The sequence below is a fragment of the Leptospiraceae bacterium genome, assembly GCA_015075105.1.
Taxonomy (GTDB): domain Bacteria; phylum Spirochaetota; class Leptospiria; order Leptospirales; family Leptospiraceae; genus JABWCC01.
The window spans coordinates 1,114,558-1,135,610 of record JABTUZ010000001.1 but is presented as its reverse complement, the minus strand read 5'-3'; the positions used below and the strand labels follow the sequence as shown (position 1 = coordinate 1,135,610).

General features: G+C 35.2%; 20 protein-coding genes. 5 read left to right on the top strand and 15 right to left on the bottom strand.

The window, feature by feature from the left end; all coding sequences use genetic code 11:
- Window positions 1-275 precede the first annotated feature (275 nt).
- From HS129_05595 to HS129_05545, 11 genes are all read right to left on the bottom strand, one after another.
- Window positions 276-1,787 carry a hypothetical protein gene (locus HS129_05595; GenBank protein MBE7411527.1) on the bottom strand — a complete coding sequence of 504 codons (1,512 nt, stop codon included), beginning with the start codon at window positions 1,785-1,787 and terminating at the stop codon, window positions 276-278.
- 10 nt (window positions 1,788-1,797) lie between these two features.
- Entirely contained in the window at window positions 1,798-2,406 is a 609-nt protein-coding gene (locus HS129_05590) for a hypothetical protein (GenBank protein MBE7411526.1), read from the bottom strand.
- Window positions 2,381-3,115 (bottom strand): hypothetical protein, encoded by a 735-nt coding sequence (locus HS129_05585; GenBank protein MBE7411525.1) that lies wholly within the window; start codon window positions 3,113-3,115, stop codon window positions 2,381-2,383. The genes HS129_05590 and HS129_05585 overlap by 26 nt, the downstream gene beginning before the upstream one ends.
- 302 nt (window positions 3,116-3,417) lie before the next feature.
- A complete protein-coding gene (locus HS129_05580) occupies window positions 3,418-4,923 on the bottom strand; it encodes a hypothetical protein (protein ID MBE7411524.1) in 1,506 nt (501 codons plus the stop codon).
- 13 nt (window positions 4,924-4,936) lie between these two features.
- Window positions 4,937-5,500, bottom strand: coding sequence for a hypothetical protein (locus HS129_05575; protein MBE7411523.1), 564 nt, complete (start codon window positions 5,498-5,500; stop codon window positions 4,937-4,939).
- Window positions 5,497-5,817, bottom strand: a complete 321-nt coding sequence (locus tag HS129_05570; GenBank protein ID MBE7411522.1) for a hypothetical protein — start codon at window positions 5,815-5,817, stop codon at window positions 5,497-5,499. Before HS129_05570 ends, HS129_05575 begins: the two co-directional genes overlap by 4 nt.
- A 15-nt stretch (window positions 5,818-5,832) precedes the next feature.
- A complete protein-coding gene (locus tag HS129_05565; protein ID MBE7411521.1) occupies window positions 5,833-6,228 on the bottom strand; it encodes a hypothetical protein in 396 nt (131 codons plus the stop codon).
- 270 nt (window positions 6,229-6,498) lie between these two features.
- Window positions 6,499-6,771 (bottom strand): hypothetical protein, encoded by a 273-nt coding sequence (locus tag HS129_05560; protein MBE7411520.1) that lies wholly within the window; start codon window positions 6,769-6,771, stop codon window positions 6,499-6,501.
- An 18-nt stretch (window positions 6,772-6,789) separates the two neighbouring features.
- Entirely contained in the window at window positions 6,790-8,682 is a 1,893-nt protein-coding gene (locus tag HS129_05555) for a long-chain fatty acid--CoA ligase (protein ID MBE7411519.1), read from the bottom strand.
- Window positions 8,683-8,777: 95 nt separating this feature from the next.
- A complete protein-coding gene (locus tag HS129_05550) occupies window positions 8,778-9,599 on the bottom strand; it encodes an enoyl-CoA hydratase/isomerase family protein (GenBank protein ID MBE7411518.1) in 822 nt (273 codons plus the stop codon).
- A 3-nt stretch (window positions 9,600-9,602) separates the two neighbouring features.
- Window positions 9,603-10,520: a nitronate monooxygenase gene (locus HS129_05545; protein MBE7411517.1), complete on the bottom strand. Its 918-nt coding sequence runs from the start codon at window positions 10,518-10,520 to the stop codon at window positions 9,603-9,605.
- A 140-nt stretch (window positions 10,521-10,660) separates the two neighbouring features.
- On the opposite strand from HS129_05545, the gene HS129_05540 reads away from it, so the two are divergent.
- Window positions 10,661-11,956 (top strand): acetyl-CoA hydrolase/transferase family protein, encoded by a 1,296-nt coding sequence (locus HS129_05540; GenBank protein ID MBE7411516.1) that lies wholly within the window; start codon window positions 10,661-10,663, stop codon window positions 11,954-11,956.
- Between the two features lie 74 nt (window positions 11,957-12,030).
- Here HS129_05540 and HS129_05535 read toward each other — a convergent pair whose 3' ends face one another.
- The 3 genes from HS129_05535 to HS129_05525 form a co-directional block, all read right to left on the bottom strand.
- Complete coding sequence (locus HS129_05535) at window positions 12,031-12,492, bottom strand: DUF1564 family protein (GenBank protein ID MBE7411515.1); 462 nt, start codon at window positions 12,490-12,492, stop codon at window positions 12,031-12,033.
- Window positions 12,493-12,694: 202 nt separating this feature from the next.
- Window positions 12,695-13,582: a hypothetical protein gene (locus tag HS129_05530; GenBank protein ID MBE7411514.1), complete on the bottom strand. Its 888-nt coding sequence runs from the start codon at window positions 13,580-13,582 to the stop codon at window positions 12,695-12,697.
- Window positions 13,579-15,564 carry a beta-galactosidase gene (locus HS129_05525; protein MBE7411513.1) on the bottom strand — a complete coding sequence of 662 codons (1,986 nt, stop codon included), beginning with the start codon at window positions 15,562-15,564 and terminating at the stop codon, window positions 13,579-13,581. Before HS129_05525 ends, HS129_05530 begins: the two co-directional genes overlap by 4 nt.
- 62 nt (window positions 15,565-15,626) lie before the next feature.
- On the opposite strand from HS129_05525, the gene HS129_05520 reads away from it, so the two are divergent.
- The 3 genes from HS129_05520 (at window position 15,627) to HS129_05510 (ending at window position 19,247) form a co-directional block, all read left to right on the top strand.
- On the top strand, window positions 15,627-16,217 hold the full coding sequence (locus HS129_05520) for an Hsp33 family molecular chaperone HslO (protein ID MBE7411512.1): 591 nt from the start codon (window positions 15,627-15,629) through the stop codon (window positions 16,215-16,217).
- A gap of 30 nt (window positions 16,218-16,247) precedes the next feature.
- The gene (locus HS129_05515) at window positions 16,248-16,487 is read left to right on the top strand and encodes an Hsp33 family molecular chaperone HslO (GenBank protein ID MBE7411511.1); all 240 of its coding nucleotides are present in this window, start codon (window positions 16,248-16,250) and stop codon (window positions 16,485-16,487) included.
- A gap of 87 nt (window positions 16,488-16,574) precedes the next feature.
- The gene (locus tag HS129_05510; GenBank protein ID MBE7411510.1) at window positions 16,575-19,247 is read left to right on the top strand and encodes a glucosidase; all 2,673 of its coding nucleotides are present in this window, start codon (window positions 16,575-16,577) and stop codon (window positions 19,245-19,247) included.
- A 20-nt stretch (window positions 19,248-19,267) separates the two neighbouring features.
- On the opposite strand, the gene HS129_05505 is transcribed toward HS129_05510, so the two are convergent.
- Window positions 19,268-19,606 carry an STAS domain-containing protein gene (locus HS129_05505; protein ID MBE7411509.1) on the bottom strand — a complete coding sequence of 113 codons (339 nt, stop codon included), beginning with the start codon at window positions 19,604-19,606 and terminating at the stop codon, window positions 19,268-19,270.
- 248 nt (window positions 19,607-19,854) lie between these two features.
- Here HS129_05505 and HS129_05500 point away from each other — a divergent pair, with 248 nt between their 5' ends.
- Window positions 19,855-21,051, top strand: a complete 1,197-nt coding sequence (locus HS129_05500; protein MBE7411508.1) for a bifunctional 3,4-dihydroxy-2-butanone-4-phosphate synthase/GTP cyclohydrolase II — start codon at window positions 19,855-19,857, stop codon at window positions 21,049-21,051.
- Window positions 21,052-21,053 lie beyond the last annotated feature (2 nt).

The following is a 21,053-nucleotide window of genomic DNA, read 5'->3' as shown; positions in this document are numbered from 1 at the left end:
CTTGTAATAGAAATTGTCAATAAATATAGAGGTATTAAGAATTTTAACCTAAAGTAGTTAGTTTAATTTAAAATTAAGCCCTAACTTCCAAATATTAGCAAGCTTTAGAGGCATAATCACCCCTAATTGGTCTTAGCTATGGAGTTCCACCCAAAAATAGCACGATTTCGGTTGGGATGTATTTTTCAAGAGGACAATATCCACTGTCACTACTAAATATTCTGTGGTATTTTTACCTTTGCCTTGGGTTTGTAAGTTATTTTCACATTATCACTTTACCAACATTTCCCTGTAAGTAAGCAAAATAGTAAGGCTGCATCTCTTGCTTCTTGTGCTCGTTGCGATTCCTTTTCTGCCTCTGCTGCCTTTTTTTTAGCAAGCTGTCTTTGTATTTCAGCTTCTTCTGCATCTTGTCTGGCTTTTTCAGCCGCAATCCTTGCAACGTCCGTTTCTGCACGTAGTCTTGCCTGCTGTTGAGCATAAGCGAGTTCTTCTCTTTCTAACCTTTGTCTTTCTGAAATCGCTAAATTCAGTTCGTTTTGCTTTTGAATAATTTCATCATCTGTAATTGCAATCCTTGCCTGAATTTCTAAAATATCTGCATCGACTTTTTCGATTCTTTTAGTAACAAGATTTATTTTGTATTCAACATCCCTAATCTGATCTTGAAGTTCCTGCAATCTTTTCAACCTTGAATTCAATTCAGCTTTTGCTTCCTGCAAGATTCTTTCCTTGTCTTGTAAATCTTTTTTTGCTTCAGTTAGATTGATTAGAGTCTGTTGAAGATTTGCTTCAGCAGTAAGTGCAACACCGAGTGGGGAGAATGGAGAATTCGGATTGCCTAAAAGCATTGCAGTTTGAATAAACTGCTCAATTGTTTTTTGAATAGAGAATTGTGTTTTAAAAAAAGAATTTCTTTGTATTGAATCTTTGAATCCATTAGTGGCAAGATAGCTGCCAACAGCGTTTCCCCATTTTTGAAAGCCTGCATGATTTGGATGTAGCAAATCTGGCAACATCAACTGCGGGTCTGCACTATTCGGATTAATCGGGTCACGCATAACGGCAGTAGTATCTAAATAATGAATTTGATTTTGTTCTGCAATCTCTTTATACTTTTCATTCATATATCCAACACCAGCGTTGATGATGGTTCCAACATTTAATATTGTTTCAAGCGGGAGAAGGTCTTTTGAACTTCCAGCTTTATATTGATATGAACCGGAAACAACAGGATAATTACCCAGAATTAAAACTTCGAATTTCCCTTGGTTTCGGCTGGCATTCATTTTCAATTTTCCTATAATTCCTCTGAGGTTATTTTCAATAACTGCTGCTGCAACAACTGCAATCCACGGATTTCCCAAAATTCCGGGCGACCACCATATCCAATCGTTACCACCGATATTTACAACGAAACGATTTGAGATTTTGTAATTTTTATTTCGTAAGCATGTAAATAAATGACTATTCAGTTGGTCTGCTATCCAAGTGCTTTGTCCGAAATTTTGAATTCCAAAATTTGGTAGGTTAGACGAATCACTTCCATCAATTCCATTGTTTATATACCAGAGCAGATTTTTTCCACCTGTCACAGGCTCGTCAGCATAATCTAAACGGCTATCCCCGTAAAATGTGATTTGGGTATCTTCTTTAAAATAATCTGTTAAATGACAATTGTTTTCCTGAATCCCATATGCTGGTTTCTCAAAACTGTAGTCTGTTCCTTCGGCTATCAAAACTGAAAAGGAAAAGAGAAAAGTGGAAAGTGTTAGTAATAATTTCATAATCACCTCTTTATTCGTATTGAATTAAAATTGAAACTTTGCATTTGTATCCTACTGATGCTGAATCTATTCTAAGAGTTCCCCACAGACTCGTTAAAGTTTGATTTAATATATTTAATTTACAAATTACAGGACCACTTGACAAACCAAAATTGGAGAAATCAGAACAATTGATATAAGATGGGGATCCATTAAGTAAACCATTGCATGCTTTAAAACTAAAACCATTATTTGGATTATAAAGACAACCTGCGTCGAGTGGAGTGAAGGTCATCTTCAAGTTTTTATTTTTTGAGATTTTAAATAAAATATCAATTAAACTGCTGCTGGTAGTGGTTTCCATTGTTGTTTCTTTTTCAGCCTCTATTATATACTTTGCTTTTCTTTGAGCTTCACCCTCGCATCCTCCCGTGAAAATGCCTGCTTCAGCGAACATCAAATAATACCAACCTGGATTATTTTTGATGTTGTACCCTTCTAATGCTTGCTCATTTTTCCTTCTTTCCCCTTCACATGATACTGTAAGTATTGAGGAAAATATAATAAGAGTAAGAACCTTTTTTATTTTAGATTTCGCCTGACGTATTATTGTCTTAGTTATACTCTGCATTTTCATCAATGAGTCCTCTTTTGATTTGCTCTTTAATCACTTCGATCCGTATTCTATTAAGCCAATATAGATTTAATCCAAGAACTTCTTCCGGGAAATTTGAATCACCCTTACAATATTCTTTTATCTTATCATGCATGAAAATTGCATTTACCATATTTATTCTGAGAGTATGCAATTGCTCATCTGGAGTAGTTGCTATTTTTAATTCTAAATTATTGTAGTAGGAATATATCTGATTTAAACTTTCCTGTTTTTTTGATTGCAATTCTGTAATAGAGTATTCCCTTTTTTTATGTTCAATACCTAAAGATTTTTCATCTATCATGGAATCAATATCATCTTGAGTTGGTTGAGGGTAGGTCACCATTTGAACATAGTTTTCTCCAATAGTTTTTAAAATATTCTCTTTAAGTAGTCCCTTATCTTTCATATCATTTTCAATTTTGAGATTTTCTTTGAGTTCGTATTCCGATAGATAAAAAACTTGATTTTGAACATTTGGTGTCAAAGTTGAGTTTTCATTTTCTGTCAAAGGTGGTTCATTATTACTTTCTATTGAATTTGAGGTTTGTGGCAACTGGAGATATATCATCACCATATTATTGAATGTTTGCTTATATTTACTTTTTTTTGAACCTGTAACTTCCATATTATTAGTTGCAATTCCATTGCATGCAGCTATAAAATTGATTAGAAAAATAATTAATGTTTTCATATTGACTTTCATATTGTATTGAATTTAGACTTTTGATATAAATTGTCAATAATTATAGAGGTATTAAGAATTTTAACCTAAAGTAGTTAGTTTAATTAAAAATTAAGCCCTAACTTCCAAATATTAGCAAGCTTTAGAGACATAATCACTCCTGATTGGTCTTAGCTATGGAGTTCCAACCGAAAATAGCACGATTTCGGTTGGAATGTATTTTTTGAGGAGACAATATCCACTGTCACTACTAAATATTCTGTGGTATTTTTACCTTTGCCTTGGACTTGTAAGTTATTTTCGTTACCTCTTTACCAACATTTCCCTGTAAATAAGCAAAATAGTAATGCGTTATTTCTTGCTTCCCGTGCTCGCCGCGCTTCTTCTTCTGCCTCTGCTGCCTTTTTTTTAGCAAGCTGTCTTTGTATTTCAGCTTCTTCTGCATCTTGTCTGGCTTTTTCAGCTGCAATCCTTGCAACGTCCGTTTCTGCACGTAGTCTTGCCTGCTGTTGAGCATAAGCGAGTTCTTCTCTTTCTAACCTTTGCCTTTCTGAAATCGCTAAATTCAGTTCGTTTTGCTTTTGAATAATTTCTTCATCTGTAATTGCAATCCTTGCCTGAATTTCTAAAATATCTGCATCGACTTTTTCGATTCTTTTAGTAACAAGATTTATTTTGTATTCAACATCCCTAATCTGATCTTGAAGTTCCTGCAATCTTTTCAACCTTGAATTCAATTCAGCTTTTGCTTCCTGCAAGATTCTTTCCTTGTCTTGTAAATCTTTTTTTGCTTCAGTTAGATTTATTAGAGTCTGTTGAAGATTTGCTTCAGCAGTAAGTGCAACACCGAGTGGGGAGAATGGAGAATTCGGATTGCCTAAAAGCATTGCAGTTTGAATAAACTGCTCAATTGTTTTTTGAATAGAGAATTGTGTTTTAAAAAAAGAATTTCTTTGTATTGAATCTTTGAATCCATTAGTGGCAAGATAGCTGCCAACAGCGTTTCCCCATTTTTGAAAGCCTGCATGATTTGGATGTAGCAAATCTGGCAACATCAACTGCGGGTCTGCACTATTCGGATTAATCGGGTCACGCATAACGGCAGTAGTATCTAAATAATGAATTTGATTTTGTTCTGCAATCTCTTTATAGACGTTATTTGAATACATGATTCCCGCATTTGTTATTGTCATGACATTACTGGCTCCTTCCAGAAAATTTTTATCATGTCCAATAAATGTACCTGCGATTCCGTGGTAGTTTCCAAGTAGCAGTATCTCAAATTTTCCATTGTTCATGCTTGCCCTCTGCTTTAGCTTCCCTACAATTCCCCTCACATTATTCTCTACCCAAAGTGCAGTTCCAACTGCAATCCACGGATTAGCGATGATGAATGTAGAAGATATAAACCAATCGTTTCCACCGATGTTGACAACGAAACGCTTAGAAGTTTTGTAATTTTCATTATTAATGCATTTAGATAGATGTTCATTTACTTGGTCGGTTCGCCAAGTGCTTTGCCCAAAATTTTGAATTCCAAAATTTGGTACGTTAGACGAATCACTTCCATCAATTCCATTGTTTATATACCAGAGTAGATTTTTTCCACCTGTCACAGGGTCATCAGCATAGTCTAAACGGCTATCCCCGTAAAATGTGATACGGGTTAGATCGGAGGAGTATTGAGATAAAGTGTTACATCCTTTTTCGGAAATATCACCGGCAGGACGCTCGTAATCAAAGTTATTTTTTCCGGGAATAGCTTCGGCAGATAACAAAAATATGGGGGATAAAATTAAAAATATAATTCTAAGCATTTAAATTAGCTCCTTATTCATATTGAATTAAAACTGAAATTTTACATTTAGTAGCTGGTGATTTATAGTTGATGCCAATATGGAATACTCCGATAGTTGTAGGAATATTGGTTAAGTCTATTTTACAAGTTTTTGGGCCATCAGCCATCGTAAAATTTATAAAATCTGAATTATTAAAATCTGATTGGTTCGCATTAAAACATTTTATGGATGTTGGAAATGTTTTGAAAAGACCATTACAAAAGTCGTATCCATAATGATGAAAAATACAGTTTGCATCTATTGGTATATAGGTTATATTTACATTTTTATTTTGTATATTTTGCAAGCGAAAGGCTCTAGAAACAAGGCCATTAAGCTCAATTGTCATCTCCATTCCGGGCTCTGGAATAAAATCTGCCTGACCTTTTACCTGTCCCTCGCATCCAATTGGAACACCAGCTAAAATCCCGAAGGAAGTTAAAAAGACGAATAGATCGACCTCTTTTTTTACTTTTGAGTTTTGCTCATCATGTCCACAGGAAATAGCAATTGCAAGAATCACAAGAAGAAATATGTATTGCCTGACGTATCTCATATTTTTCTCGCCCACAGATTGTTTTGAATTCCAAAATTTGGTAGGTTATACGAATCACTTCCATCAATTCCATTGTTTATATACCAGAGTAGATTCTTCCCACCTGTCATAGGGTCATCAGCATAATCCAAACGGCTATCCCCGTAAAATGTGATGCGGGTAAGGAAATCGCTATAAGCTCCGGCTGTGTTACAATTTCTAATTTCAAACTTATCTGAACCAGAAGGACGTTCAAAATTCCAGTCTCTACTTTCTTCACTGACTAACTCGATTTGGGCTGAAAATAATAATATTAAATAAATAATTTTAATTTTCATATCCATTAAACTCCTCTACTGATATTCTATCGAAAATAATAATTTACAATTTGTAGTAGCTATATTATATTTCTGATGATTGCCTGATATACTTGTAGCAGATGAATGGTTTGATGAAAACACACATGACACTACCCCAAGCGATTGTTCGATTTGACTCCCTTGCAAGCTTTGGTTCTTTTCATCCTTACAGTTTGATGTATTGGCAACATCAAGAAATCCATTGCAAAGAGTTGGGTATCTTATAGAAAATTTGCAATCGTCTGTTAATACCCGATATTTAACTTTTACAGTTTTACTCCCATTTAATACGGAAAAATAAGTTTGACTTCCATATTCACTTGGAGCTAATTCCCAAATGTATTCTTTCCCAATCTCCGGGAAAAAATTTGCCAGAGCTTTTTCCTTCACCCTCGCATCCTCCAGTGAAAATGCCTGTCTCAGCGAACATCAAATAATACCAACCTGGATTTTTTTTGATGTTATACCCATCTAATGCTTGCTCATTTTTACTTTTTTCCCCTTCACACGATACTGTAAGTATTGAGAATAATATAATAAGAGTAAGAACCTTTTTCATATTAGATTTCGCCTGACGTATTCTTGTCTTAGTTGTACTCTGTATTTTCATCAATGAGTCCTCTTTTGATTTGCTCTTTAATCGTTTCGATCCGTATTCTATTAAGCCAATACAGATTTAATCCAAAAACTTCTTCCGGGAAAATTTGAATCACCCTTACAATATTCTTTTATCCTATCATGCATAAAAATTGCATTTACCATATTTATTCTGAGAGTATGCAATTGCTCATCTGGAGTAGTTGCTATTTTTAATTCTAAATTATTGTAGTAGGAATATATCTGATTTAAACTTTCCTGTTTTTTTGATTGCAATTCTGTAATAGAGTATTCCCTTTTTTTATGTTCAATACCTAAAGATTCTTCATCTATCATAATTTTATATTTCTTGTTTTAATACATTCCGTCGATTTCTTTTTGAAAGTGTTCTTTGATTATAGTTCTTTTCATTTTTAAAGTTCTTGTCATTTCGGTGTCCGGGTCGAAATTTCTGGGTACTATGTAAAAGCAATTTCCGGGGATTAATTCAAAAGTTTTAAATCCGGTATCTTTAGAAATCAACCTTGTAATTTCTTTTTTAAATAGCTCACGAACTTGTTTATTTTCATTCCATTTTTCGGTAACTTCTTTTAATTGAAGCTCTATTTTTACTCTTTCAAAGTTGGGAACTATTAAGGCTCCTAAAGTTTTTTTATCATCTCCTGTTACCATAACTTGATCAATGAACTCACTTACTAATAACTTATCTTCAATCGGACCGGGTTCTACGTTTTCTCCACCTGCAAGTGCAATCGTGTCTTTTGCCCTTCCTGCAAAAATTAATTCTCCCTTGTAGTTTAGAGTCATAATATCTCCAGTGTCAAAAAATCTATCTTTGTCAAACACTGCTTTATTTAATTCCGGTCTTTTATAGTATCCCATTAGAATTTGATCGCTTTTCACCCAGAGTACTCCTCTTTTCCCCGGAGTAGAAGATACGTCGTGGCCTTTATCGTCTTTGATTTGTATTTGGTAGCCTATTAGTGGATCTCCCAAAGTTCCTGAAGTTGGCTTAAAAGCATTTCGGACTGAGATTACAGCAGCAGTTTCTGTTAGTCCGTATCCTTCTAAAACTTTTATTCCTATGGAAGTTAGAAATCTATCTACTACGCTTGGAAGTGCGCTTCCGCCTGATACTGATATTCTTAAATTACCTCCAACAGCTCCATGGATGGGGGAAAAAATCTTATTCGCTAAAATTCTTAATGGAAAAAGAAAAATTAAATGAATGCCAGCGAGAATTTTACGAATTGTACTTAGAATCGGATTTGGTTCTTCTATTGCAGGGTCATAGCCTAATAGAAACGCTTTTTCTTTTGCAAAAATTTCACTAATTTTTAAAGCAAAATTAAATATCTTTTGCTTTGCAGGCTTTTCTTTTTTGATCTTAGACATAATTCCGTTATACACTGACTCCCAGATTCTTGGAACAGATGGAAACATAGTCGGCTTGAATTCTCTTAAGTCATCTTTTATTTTTGCAGAGTCTGAGACTAAAAAATCTGCACCCGTGCTTATTACTGCGTATTCAATCGCTCTTTCTAATGCGTGCCAAGGAGGGAGAAGACTTACTATTCTGTCATTTTCCGTTACTTCAATTCTATTTAAAACTTTGTGAACTGCGTCTATCCAATTCATCTGGTTTAGCATGACCCCTTTTGGTGCGCCGGTAGTCCCGCTTGTATAGATTAAAGTAGCTAAGTTTTTTGGGTTGATTTTTGTTTTTCTATTTTGGATTATTTTTGGATCTTTTTTTAGTGCAGACTCTCCCTTTTTCATTAAATCGGTTAGAGAATTTTTCCCCGTGGCGAGCTGAAAATTTTCACTTTCAATTACAAAAATTTCTTTTAGCTTTGGAAATTTTCGTTTTAGCTTCATTAGCCTTTTTCGGTCTTTTTCTTTTTGAACGATTGCAAACTTACTTTCAGAATGGCTGAGTATATAAATTATATCTTCATCAGTTACATCAGTTCCTCTGGGGACGCTTACTGCACCTGAGGCTACTATTGAAATATCTACCAATATCCAGTTAGGGGAGGCATCACATAGAAATGCAATTTTGTCTCCCACTGAGACTTTTAAATTAATCAGTCCAGCAGTGATTTGGTTGATTTCTTCAAAGATTTGGCTATATGTTTTTCCGACAAAATTTCCTTCAGTGTCTCTTTTTTTAAAACTTACCTTATTAGGAAATTTTTTTGCAGTTTCTTGGATTAGATCATAAAAAAATTTTGGAGGATTATTCATGGCAGAGAATTATATTTTCTAATAGAAATACTGCAAGAATTTATTTGCTCTTTTCTGAAAATTTTAAAAAAAAACTAAAAAAGGGAGTTCTTAGTTTATTTGAAATTAGGTTTTCTTTTTTCCTTGAATGCGTCTCCTAATTCTCTCAAATCTTCACTGTCTAAAAATGCAGAATTCCATACAGCTACATAATCCATTCCGTCTTTTGGACCGTGGTCTTCCATATAGTTTAGGATTTCCTTAGTCCCTCTGACTGCAATTGAAGGATTGGATGCGATTTCAGTTGCTAATTCAATGGAATTTTTCTCTAATTCTTCAAAATCCTCATATATTTCGCTCACTAATCCTATTCTTTTTGCTTCTTCTCCTGAAATATCTCTTCCGGTAAATGCAAGCATCTTTGTGTTGCCCATTCCTATGATTTGCGGGAGTCGGTTCAAACTGCCCATATCGGCAACAATTGCAACCTTGGTTTCTCTTAACGAAATACTCGCATCTTTACTTGCTAATCGAATATCGCAAGCGACCATTAGATCCAATCCACCACCTATACAGTGTTTGTGAACGCTGCATATATACACTTTCTCACTGGAGATAATTTTTTTAAAGCCTTCCTGCATTGTTTTTATGAGTTGAAATAGCTTCTCTCTTTTATCTGCAATATCCCCGGTAATTGTTTCTTTGAACTCAGTGAAAAAATCTTCTATATCAAGTCCGGTAGAAAAAGACTTTCCGTTTCCTAAGATTACTACAGAGCGAATATTTTTATCTTTTTCTAATTCATCTACAAGTAGAGGTAAGTCCCTCCAAAAAGACCAATTCATTGCATTTCTTTTTTCTGGTCTATTTAACTTGATTGTTGCAATTTTTTTTTCAGGGATTTTTTTTACTTCAAAAAACGGATAGCTCATGTTTATCCTCTAATAAATTGGTTTAGGAAGACTTTCTACAGTTTTCCAATATTCTTCAGCCATTTCTTTTATAATTTTACCTGCGGGTTGAATGTCGTGAATTTGTGCAATCCCATGCCCCGCAGACCAAATATCTTTCCACCTTTTGTATTCATCCATTGACTTAGATTCTTCTCCTGTGAGTAGGTGCTTTGCTTTTTCTAAACTTTTCTCAAGCCAATTCGCAGGTATTCCTGAAATTTTTTCGGTATAGACTATTTCTTCAGGGTATGAGTCGATTAGCATTTTTTTATAGTCTTCGGATGATCTTGCCTCAGGAGTTGCGATTAGCCTTGTGCCTACATAGACCGCATCCGCACCAAGTGAAAGAGCTGCTGCCATTTGTTTTCCTCCACTGATTGCGCCAGATGCAATTACGGGTAGTCCTGTTTCTTCTTTTAAATAGGGAAATAGTGCAAATGGAGTAATCACACCTGCGTGGCCTCCAGCTCCTGCTGCTACAGCTATCAAGGCATCTGCCCCGGATTTAGCCACTATATTTGCGTGCTTTAAAGTAGTTACATCACAAAATAAATGCGCCCCATTCGATTTAATTTCTTTTGCAATCGTTCGTGGGGTACCAAGGCTTGTGATAATAAGCTCTACTTTGGATTGCATACATACTTCAAATTGCTTAGCCCAGTTTGGATTATGCTCTTTGTGTAAAATCAAATTTACACCGATTGGCTTTTTCGTTTTACTTCTTATTTCGGCGATACCGTCTTTTAGTTGTTCGGGGGTTCTGTAATTTAATGAAGGAAAACAACCAATTCCACCGGCTTCGGATACGGCTACTACTAACTCTGGATAAGAAACTAAAAACATGGGGGCAGCGATTATAGGTAGGTCAATATTTAAGATTTCAGTAATTTTTGTTTTTATTTTCATGTCTTCCTCTTTGGCTTTACCCATATTTTCTTTCTAATCTCTTTTTAGCAATTTAAAATTTCAATTGCTCTAAGATAGATATGAGATAAAGAGAAGTAAATTGCACTTGAACTCGTCTTTAATTTTACAAAATTGGTTTTATGAATTATAAAAACTGGAAAGATAAAGCAAAAAACCCTGATGAAATAATGAAACCTCTAAAGAGTGGAGATAAAATTTTTGTCCATGGTGCGTCAGCAACCCCAACGCCGCTACTTGAGTTAATGGTAAAAAGAAAAGATTTGGAAAACGTACATTTATACCATTTACATTTAGCCGGAAATATTCCATTTGCAGAGCCTGAGTTTAAAAATCAGTTTTATTCTACTTCTTTATTTACTGGTGCTTCTCTTCGTAAACCGATAGAAGAGGGCAGGGCTGACTTTATGCCGATTTTTCTTTCTGATATTCCGGGTTTATTTACCTCCGGTAGTGTGCCCCTTGATGTAGCTCTGTTGCAATTATCTCCCCCGGATTCTCACGGCATGTGCTCCCTTGGTACTTCTATTGACGCTGCAAAGGCAGCAGCTGACTCTGCAAAAATTATAATTGCAGAAATCAATGAGGATATGCCGAGGACTCACGGAAATTCTGTAATTCCATTTGAGAGTATTCATTCTTTCATTTATACGAAAAGAGCTGTTATAGAGCACCCGGTCGAGTCGGAGACTGAGATAGAAGCACAAATCGGACAAATTGTGGCTGATCTAATCGAAGATCGTTCTACTCTACAAATGGGAATTGGTGGAATTCCAGACGCTGTTTTATCTCGATTAAAAAATAAAAGAGACCTTGGAATCCATACTGAAATGTTTTCTGATAGAGTAGTTGATTTGTATGAATCAGGTGCAATCACCAATAAATACAAAAACGTGCATTCAGGAAGAATTGTAACTAGCTTTGTTGCCGGAACGAAAAAGCTATTTGATTTTGTAAACGATAACCCTGTTGTAGAATTTCACCCTTGTGATAGGACAAACGATACCCAACTGATTAGAAAAAATGATAAGGTTGTTGCAATTAATTCTGCGATCCAAATTGACCTAACAGGTCAAGTCTGTGCTGATTCTATGGGGCATAAAATTTTTTCGGGGATAGGTGGACAAATGGACTTTATCAGAGGAGCAGCTCTTTCTAAAGGCGGGAAGGCTATTATTGCACTTCCAAGCACTGCTGCAAAAGGGAAAGTTTCCAGAATTACAACTGAGTTAAATCCTGGTGCAGGGGTAGTTACTACACGGGGACACGTTCATTGGATTGTTACAGAATACGGTGCGGTTAACCTTCATGGTAAAACTCTTAAAGAAAGAGCCAAGGCTCTAATCTCAATTTCTCATCCTGATTTCAAGAAAGACTTGGAATCAAAGGTTTGCGAGATTAGGCATTTTGTTTTTTAATCTGAGTATAGGTCGGTTGTATTAGGTTGAGGACTTTTGTTTTTTAGATCTACTTTTGGGGTCTTTTTCGTGTTTTATCTCGGCTTATGTCGTATCAATCTATTGTATCGGACAGTTTTTCTTTTGGAGAGATAAACTCCTACCGCAATCGTACTCACTTTTGGTGGAACTCCATAGTCATAGAACTTTGCTGGTATGATTATGTCCCATCCGGCAACATCAAGCAATAGAAGAAGGGTAAATAAAGCCGTCCTACTAATACCTAACACTAACGCAAACTGACCCAATTCGATCCAATCACTATTTTCTGGATAGAAATTTTTCTTCTGTAAATTTTGGCCTTCTTCTTGATACTGCGTTTTCACGGAGTCTGTCTTCTCAAACGTATTCCACAAAAGTACATTTCTATACCTTACAAGTAACTCATGCAAATAGTCTTCTCTCGAAATATTTTCAGTCCTTGTGTCAAACTCATCAATATACTTTTCTGGAATAAGCAGACTCGATTGTGTTCGCATTTTATATTCCGGGTTCATATATTACTCCTTCTTTACAATTTTATTTTTTGGAAAAAATAAAATTTGAGCTTTATTAAGAAAAATATTTTTTTAATTATAGTGAAATTTTTTTATAATTTTTACAGAAAAAGTGTAAGATTTCACTAAACTCATCGTTTTTCATACTGAACTAAAAATAATAAAATCTCCCTAAAAGTTTAACTTATTATTCTTAAATTTTCTAACCTCTATCTTCTATCTTCCAAATAATATTTCCAGATTTGGAAATCGCCCTATCGGCAGAAAATCTTTGTAGCCAAGTATGATAATTATTTATTGAATCGTTTGAATCTTGAGGGTCATTAAATAAAAAATAAACAATCTCTTTGAATGAATCAAAGTCGCTCAAGTTTTGTTTTTGAGACAGGTTTAAAAAACGAACTGAGACAGTCAGATACTCTATAGAGATTGGGTGATAAACTTTTTCGGGCTTCCAATTATTTTTATGAATCAAAAGTTTATTATTTAAGTTTTGAATTTGGTCTGAAAAATCAATTTCATCAAAAAGTTCGGAAACTTTTTTTTTCCCTTTATGCAGTTGTTCATTGGTTTCGATGAGGGTGGAATTACCCGGTTCAAAAATTTTTCCTTGAAAGTCAATAATTTGTCCTTCCTTCTCAATAATTTTTTCAACAGGAATGATTCTTATTGAAAAATAGATTCGATTTGTAAGAATGGAGGCTTTCTTTTCTAAGGTTTCTTTTTCAATTATATCGTTGGGGATCACTCCACCCAAGTAGCTTGGCTCAAATTTTATAATGTATAAAAATTTATCGTTGTAAAGTTTTTTTACAAGAAATAGTTTACCGCTTTCTCTTTTGGGTCTTGGCTCCGGTAACACGCTGCAACCGGAAATAGATTCCGGAAGAAAATGAATTAGTGTATCAATAAATTTTTCTGCGGAAAGAAAATCCAATTCGTTATGGCTTACCGGTGGTAAAATATAAGTTTCGGAAAACTCGGCATAAGGGGAGTGAAGATTGTCAACGAAGACACAGTGTGTCAGATTTTTTCTTTCCGGTATAGATTGGATTTTTCGATTTAGCTCTTTGATTTCGTCTAACGTCAATTTTTATGCCTCAAAGGAATGATTTTAAATTCAAAAGGTTTTAGTCTTGTAAAGCCAGTCCATCTTGTTTTATTAGAGTGATTCATCAGAATCCTGTAATCGTTTTCATTCCCGATCCTATAAACTTCTTCTATATATCTTCCTTTATACGATGGTTTTAACCCGGATTTTTTTAGAACAGAGTAATAAAATTTTACAAAAGTTTCAGGGCTAAGTGAAGAGCCTAAATAATAAACTTTCCCTTTACCGAATGAATTCACTGTGATCACGGGTGAGCCTGTATAAAATTTATTTTTATCAGAATATCTTGCTATTACTTTCGCAGTTTTTGGCTCAACGATCTCACAAATTTTTGAAACCTCACCACTTAGGAATTTGAATTTTATCTTAACTTTAGAATTTCCTACTGATTCAAATCTTCTGACCTCTACCCCGGCCATTTCTTTAAATTTACCGGGAGGTATTTCGTCTCTCATCCACAGGTTTTCGTCTTTAATACCGCTCCTATATCCAAGGATTAGAATTCCACCATTCGATACAAAGTCTTCAATTTTTTCATAAAACTTTTCTGAAACAATGGAATACAGTGGTAGTGCTAAAATTTTATATTGATATAGATCGGAATAATTTGCAGGGATTAGGTGTGTGTTTACGTTTAAAATATTAAACCCGGAAAACCAAGTTGCTATTTCTACGTCATACCCTAACTGAGCAAAAGGAACAGGAGAAAATTTTAACCCTTCAGAAAGTGGTTGGTGTTTGAAATTTCTTGCATTTTCAATATCGTGTACAACAGCAACTTCAGCGTGCACATCTTCGTCTATAAAATCTTCTGCATAGATTTTAATTTTTTGAATTGTGTCTTTTAGCTCTTTATAACGAAGAGTGAGGCTTTTGTCGTGGTCCAAGATTCCGTAACAAAGCTGCTCTTGGCCAAATCTTGCAGTTCTGAATCTAAAAAAATAAATTTTATTTGCACCATGAGCAATAGACTGCATAAGCCAAAGACCCACTTGACCGGGTGGAGGTAAGTACCCTAACGTATCGTGTCCTTGGATTCCTGAAAATTGCTCCATCACAGTGAAGTTTTGATTTTTCAAACCACGAGCGTATTCTAACATTGCAGATACAAACGGATGAGGAAAAGGCTCAGACTGAGGCCCCCAAACAGGGTAATTGTCCCAAGAAATAAAATCCAACTTTGATGCGAGCTTTGCCATGTCCGTAATGGCTAAAAACGGACTTGGAAAAAGATTTGTGGTAAGGAATTGATTTTTGGTATATTTTTTTAAAATTTTTGCTTGAAGGTGGATAAAATTTACAAGCATTTCTGAATTGAATCTGTAAAAATCTTGGATCATACTTGGATTGAAGTTACTCGAAACATAATTTCCAGGCAGAGGGATTTCATCAAAATCATTGTATAGCACTCCCCAAAAAATATTTCCCCAAGCATCGTTTAGTTTAGAAATTTTACCGTACTTTTCTTCTAACCATTTTCTGAAATTTTTTGCACTTGTCTTTGAGTAAGAAAGATCAGAGCCTTCGTGTCCGGGTTCGTTGTCGATTTGCCAACCGATTACAGTTTTGTTATCTCCATAATGAATTGCCATTTCTGTTACAATATTTTCCACTGCATGTAAATATTCTTTGGAAGAAAAACACGCTTGTCTTCGAGTGCCGATTACTCTTTCTACTCCGTCTTTAGAGACTTGCACTATTTTTGGAAATTTTTTGAATAACCAAGGAGGGAATGTTGCTGTAGGTGTGCCGAGTATTACAGTCATATCTCTTTTTTTGAACTTATCTATAATTTTATCAAAAAAAGAAAAATCGTATTTGCCTTCTTTTGGTTCAATAAGTGCCCATGAGAATTCTCCAAGTCGCACTGAAGAGATTCCCATATTTTGCATAATAAGAATATCCTCGTCCCAGTCTTTTGCAGTCCATTGTTCGGGGTAGTAATCGGCTCCAAATATCAATTGAGTTCTCCTAAATTAAAAAAATGTTTTGCCTTCATAAGGTTTAAGCAAATGTTAAAACAATGAACGCTATTCAAAACAAAGATTCTTATATTGTAGGTATTTTTTCAAGGTACAATTTTCGATTTTTAATAACAGATTGCAGTAATTCTGTAATAGAGGCAGTAAGAAGACATAAATTGGAAGGCTCTTCACTTATTTTAGCTGCAAAAACTATGATAGGCTCGTTTTTTTTGGCAGGAATGGTCAAGGAAGACACTGTGGTGAGTATTCAATTAGAAGGAGACGGTGAAATTGAAAGAGTAATTGGCTACAGCAACAGGGTAGGACTTATGAGAGTTCTAGCAAAAAATACTTCCGTAAACTCCAACTCTAATGACCCAACCTTCGGAATCGGAACAGGAATTTTTCGAGTTACCCGTTGGGGTGGAGTAAAAAAACTACACCAGTCCTTGACTAAGTTAGAAAAGAAAAGTTTTGAGTCAAATCTACTTGACCATATCCAAGAGTCAGATCAAATTACATCCTTTTTATCAATACATATAGATGCGTTAGGCGAAATGGTTTATGCCAAAGGAATGATACTCTATGCACTTCCCGGAACGGAGTTATTTCTAATCGAGGAATTATTCGAAAAGTTGAATAATATATAATACAACGGTAAAGAATTATTTTCTGGAGGGGTGAAAGAAATTTTGAATAGGATTGAAAATGTGTTGGGTGTGCGATCTGAAGTTTTAGAAGAGGGATCCCCTAAATTTCATTGTGGGTGCAGTATAGAAAAAATCAAAGATGTGGTAGTCTCTATGGGGAAGGATGAAGCAAATTCTATTTTAAAAGAAAAGGGAAGTATCGAGTTTACGTGCGAGTTCTGCAAAAAAGTGTATAGTTTGAATTCGGACGAAGTGAATCTATTATTTTAGTGTGATTATTAGCTAATAGATTTCAATTGGTTAATAATAATTGACCGAAACTATATAGTAAGAAAACCAAGAATAAATATTTAAACTATGAATAAAAAAGTTGTTAAAAAGAATACTGAAGTAGAAAGACTTACCGAGCCGTCCAATTTACCTTTTCAGAAATGGAAAAGATGGGGACCTTATGTTTCAGAGAGATCTTGGGGAACTGTTAGAGAAGATTATTCATATAACGGAAATGCGTGGGATTATTTTCCACACGACCATGCGAGATCCAGAGCCTACAGGTGGGGAGAAGACGGAATTGCTGGTTTTTGCGACAGATACCAACTATTGGTTTTTAGCCACTCATTTTGGAACGGCAAAGACCCTATTTTAAAAGAGAGGTTATTCGGGTTGTCCCACGATGAAGGCAATCACGGTGAGGACGTTAAAGAGATTTATTATTATTTAGATGGACTTCCTACTTACTCTTATTGCAAATACCTATACAAGTATCCTCAAAATGAATACCCGTACAACGAGCTTATACAGGAAAACAAAAAAAGAGGGTTAGCTGACGACGAGTATGAAATTATAGATTCGGGAGTATTTGACAATAATGAGTATTTTGATATTTTTATAGAATACGCAAAACCTGATTATGAAGATATTTGTGTTCGGATCGAAGTCTGCAATCGATCGGAGCACGAAGCAGAAATTCATGTAATTCCGCAGATTTTTTTTAGAAACCAATGGTCTTGGACTAAGCAAACAGAAAGGCCTTTTTTAAAGCTAGACCCATCCAATAATCGAATTTTAATTGATGACAATGAAGCCATTTCAATGCCGAATCTTTCTTTTGATTACAAGCTCGGTAGGTGGTATTTGTATTCACAAGAAGGGGGAGAATTTTTATTCACGGACAACGATACAAATACAGAAAGGCTCTATGGGATTAGCTCACTTTCAAAATACACCAAAGACGCATTTCACAGAAAGATTGTAAACGGAGAAGATTCAACAAATCCAAAACTCACCGGAACAAAAGCCTGTGTTCATTTTAAAAATGTGGTAATTTCAGGAAAAGAATCCAAGGTATTTTATTTGAGACTTACAAATTCTGATTTAATAAAACCTTTTCACAATATCGAAGAAGTTTTTATTCACAAAAGAAAAGAAGCAGATGATTACTACAATTCTATTCACCCGAAAAAATCCACAAACGATGAAAAAAGAATTCAAAGGCAAGCTCTTGCAGGAATGCTTTTATCTAAACAGATTTATTTATTTGATGTAAAAAAATGGTTGGATGGAGATGACCCAAATTTTCCTCCACCTTCTCAAAGAAGAAGAATTCGTAATTTCAAATGGCCTCACTTGAATTCCATGAGAATTCTGACAATTCCAGACAAATGGGAATACCCTTGGTTTGCAGCCTGGGATCTTGCATTTCAGACAATTCCACTTGCACTTGTTGACATAGGGTCTGCTAAGGATCAGCTTTGGCTTTTACTGTTTGAGCAATTTCAACACCCCAACGGACAGATCCCAGCTTATGAATGGGAGTATTCAGACTTAAACCCACCAGTGCACGCTTACGCTGTACTGAGAGTTTATAATATGGAGAAAGAAAAAACTGGAAAAGGGGATAGATTATTTTTAGAGAAATGTTTTCATAAGTTGCTTATCAATTTTGCTTGGTGGGTCAACAGGGTGGATAGCGGGGATAATAATATTTTTGAAGGTGGGTTTCTCGGATTGGACAATATCACCGTAGTTGATAGAAGCTCGGTTATGCCTGGTGGTGCTGTTCTTGAACAATCGGATGCTACAGGCTGGATGGGTATGTTTTGTTTGAATCTTATGAAGATTGCCTTAGAGCTTGCGAGAGAAAATAGATCTTACGAGTGGTTGGCGACAAAATTTTTCCAACACTTTGCTTATATCAGCTCTGCCATGAAGCACATGGGGGGTAGGGAGCATGAACACCAACTCTGGGATGAAGCAGATGGTTTTTTTTATGATGTGCTTCGTTACCCAAACGGTAGATACGAAAAATTTCGAGTTCGCTCTTTAGTGGGGTTAATTCCTATGTTTGCCACGGAAATCCTAACTTCAGAAGAATTAGACAGGTTTCCGAATTTTAAGACGAACTTTTTTTGGTTTTTGGAAAATCGAAAAGAAATATCGGAAGAGTGTGTAACTGAAATTCACAGTAGCGAAAAAAGAGAATTCCTTTTGACTACGGTAAACCAAAGGCAGCTTTCAAGACTACTCCATAAGGTTGGGCATAAAAATGAATTTAAAAGTGATTTTGGTCTTAGAAGTCTTTCCAAATTCCATGAACTGAATCCATTTATTCATGGTGGAGAAAAAATCGGTTATGAACCTGGGGTATCTCATATAATGCTCAAAGGTGGGAACTCCAATTGGAGGGGACCTGTTTGGTTTCCTACCAGTTTTATGATGATCGAATCTTTAAAAAAGTTGAGCCATTTTTATGAGGATAAACTGAAAATACCGATTCATGGAGAAGAAAAAACGTTATACGAAATCGCAAAAGATTTGTCCGATAGTTTAATTAATATATTTAAAACAAACCCTGAAGGAAAAAGAGCGGTATTCGGAAATTCAAAAAAATTTCAAGAGGATGTTCATTTTAAGGATTATATTTTGTTTTATGAATATTTTCACGCAGAGACAGGTCAAGGTTTAGGTGCAAGCCACCAAACTGGATGGACAGGTCTTATTGCATCCATTATTGACGAGTGGAGAAAATAAATTTTCTTTAAAATAGAAAATTATTCGTTTTCAAATTTTAATTTGAAATCTTCGTTTGACATGATTTGAAAAAACATATCTAATTTGGCTAATTTGAAAACATTGAGTATCATGGGTTTTAAGCCTACAAGAATCAGTTTTCCTTTTTGATTTTTTATATTGTTCAGAGATTTAATAAGTGAGCCGATTCCAGAAGAATCAATATAGTCCAATTTATTCATGTCTATTGCAAGCGTCTCCGGTTTTAATTCTAATTGCTTGTTGAAAATGGATTCAAACTCTTCTGTAGATTCTATATCAAATTTTCCATAGATTTCAATTACTTTCGTTTTACCAACTGTGTTTAATTTTAATTCCATTCCCTCTTCCTGCTTGTATCGTAATTATAGATGAGTATCTTCATATTATATAAAATATAACCAACTCACCTTGATTGAACTTTGTCCATTCTTTTTTTTAAAACCTAACTATAATAATATAAAATTGCAAAAATGCAAATATTTTATTATTCAAGTACAATTGCACTTTTATTTTTAACATAGACGGAAAAAAGTGCAATAGAAATCAAATTTTTCTATTTTTTGAATAATTTGAGCTTAGGAGAAAAATGTCAAACCCTATTGAAAAAGCAATTTTAGATATTCAAGCAGGTAAAATGATTGTACTCGTTGACTCTGAGGATAGAGAAAACGAAGGAGACCTTGTAATTGCAGCAGAATTTGCAAATAAAGAAATAATCAATTTTATGGCGACTCACGGGCGTGGGCTTGTATGTGTTCCCATGACATCAGATAGGCTAGAAAAATTAGGTCTGGGTAGAATGGTTCAGACAAGCGACCACCAAGGAACGGCTTTTACTGTTTCTGTTGACGCTAAACACGGGATCACTACAGGGATTTCTGCGGGCGATAGGGCAAAGACAATTGAAGTTTTATTAGACGACAAGTCATCAAAAGAGGATCTTGTGCGACCTGGGCATATTTTTCCTTTGGAAGCTGTCAAGGGAGGAGTTCTTAGACGTGCAGGGCATACCGAGGCTTCTACCGATTTGTGTATCTTGGCAGGGCTGAAACCCGCATCCGTAATTTGTGAAATAATGAATGCTGATGGAACGATGGCTCGGATGAAAGACCTGGAAGAGTTTGTAAAAATCCATAATCTAAATATTTATTCTATTGAAGAATTGATTCGCTACAAAAGGAAAAATGAAAAACTAATTCGTCTGGAAGCTGAGGCAAGACTTCCCACGGAATATGGAGAGTTTCAAGTCAAAGCCTATTCTACAATTGTGGATGACAAAATCCACGTAGCTCTGGTGAAAGGCAATATTTCAAAAGAAAAACCTGTACTTGTTCGGGTGCATTCTGAATGTTTGACTGGAGATATTTTTATGAGTTGTCGTTGCGATTGCGGCCCACAGCTACACAGTGCACTTGAAGCTATTGAAAAAGAGGGGAGTGGAATTTTATTGTATATGAGGCAGGAAGGCAGGGGGATTGGTCTTATAAATAAACTAAAAGCCTACACTTTTCAAGATACCGGTTTAGACACGGTAGAGGCAAATGAAAAATTGGGTTTTGCCCCCGATTTAAGAGATTATGGAATTGGGGCTCAGATTTTAAAAGATTTGGGAGTGGAGAAAATGAGGCTTATGACAAACAATCCGAGAAAAATTGTAGGTCTCGAAGGATATGGACTTTCTATTACAGACAGAGTTCCTTTGGAAATTCCGTCTGTATCCGAAAATGAAAAATACTTGAATACAAAAAAAAATAAATTGGGGCACTTACTCGGAATCAAATAAAT

Coding starts and splice junctions, on each gene's coding strand:
- HS129_05595 (MBE7411527.1), bottom strand. CDS start 1,787: ATGAAATTATTACTAACACTTTCCACTTTTCTCTTTTCCTTTTCAGTT.
- HS129_05585 (MBE7411525.1), bottom strand. CDS start 3,115: ATGAAAACATTAATTATTTTTCTAATCAATTTTATAGCTGCATGCAAT.
- HS129_05580 (MBE7411524.1), bottom strand. CDS start 4,923: ATGCTTAGAATTATATTTTTAATTTTATCCCCCATATTTTTGTTATCT.
- HS129_05575 (MBE7411523.1), bottom strand. CDS start 5,500: ATGAGATACGTCAGGCAATACATATTTCTTCTTGTGATTCTTGCAATT.
- HS129_05570 (MBE7411522.1), bottom strand. CDS start 5,817: ATGAAAATTAAAATTATTTATTTAATATTATTATTTTCAGCCCAAATC.
- HS129_05560 (MBE7411520.1), bottom strand. CDS start 6,771: ATGATAGATGAAGAATCTTTAGGTATTGAACATAAAAAAAGGGAATAC.
- HS129_05555 (MBE7411519.1), bottom strand. CDS start 8,682: ATGAATAATCCTCCAAAATTTTTTTATGATCTAATCCAAGAAACTGCA.
- HS129_05545 (MBE7411517.1), bottom strand. CDS start 10,520: ATGAAAATAAAAACAAAAATTACTGAAATCTTAAATATTGACCTACCT.
- HS129_05540 (MBE7411516.1), top strand. CDS start 10,661: ATGAATTATAAAAACTGGAAAGATAAAGCAAAAAACCCTGATGAAATA.
- HS129_05535 (MBE7411515.1), bottom strand. CDS start 12,492: ATGAACCCGGAATATAAAATGCGAACACAATCGAGTCTGCTTATTCCA.
- HS129_05520 (MBE7411512.1), top strand. CDS start 15,627: ATGAACGCTATTCAAAACAAAGATTCTTATATTGTAGGTATTTTTTCA.
- HS129_05510 (MBE7411510.1), top strand. CDS start 16,575: ATGAATAAAAAAGTTGTTAAAAAGAATACTGAAGTAGAAAGACTTACC.
- HS129_05505 (MBE7411509.1), bottom strand. CDS start 19,606: ATGGAATTAAAATTAAACACAGTTGGTAAAACGAAAGTAATTGAAATC.
- HS129_05500 (MBE7411508.1), top strand. CDS start 19,855: ATGTCAAACCCTATTGAAAAAGCAATTTTAGATATTCAAGCAGGTAAA.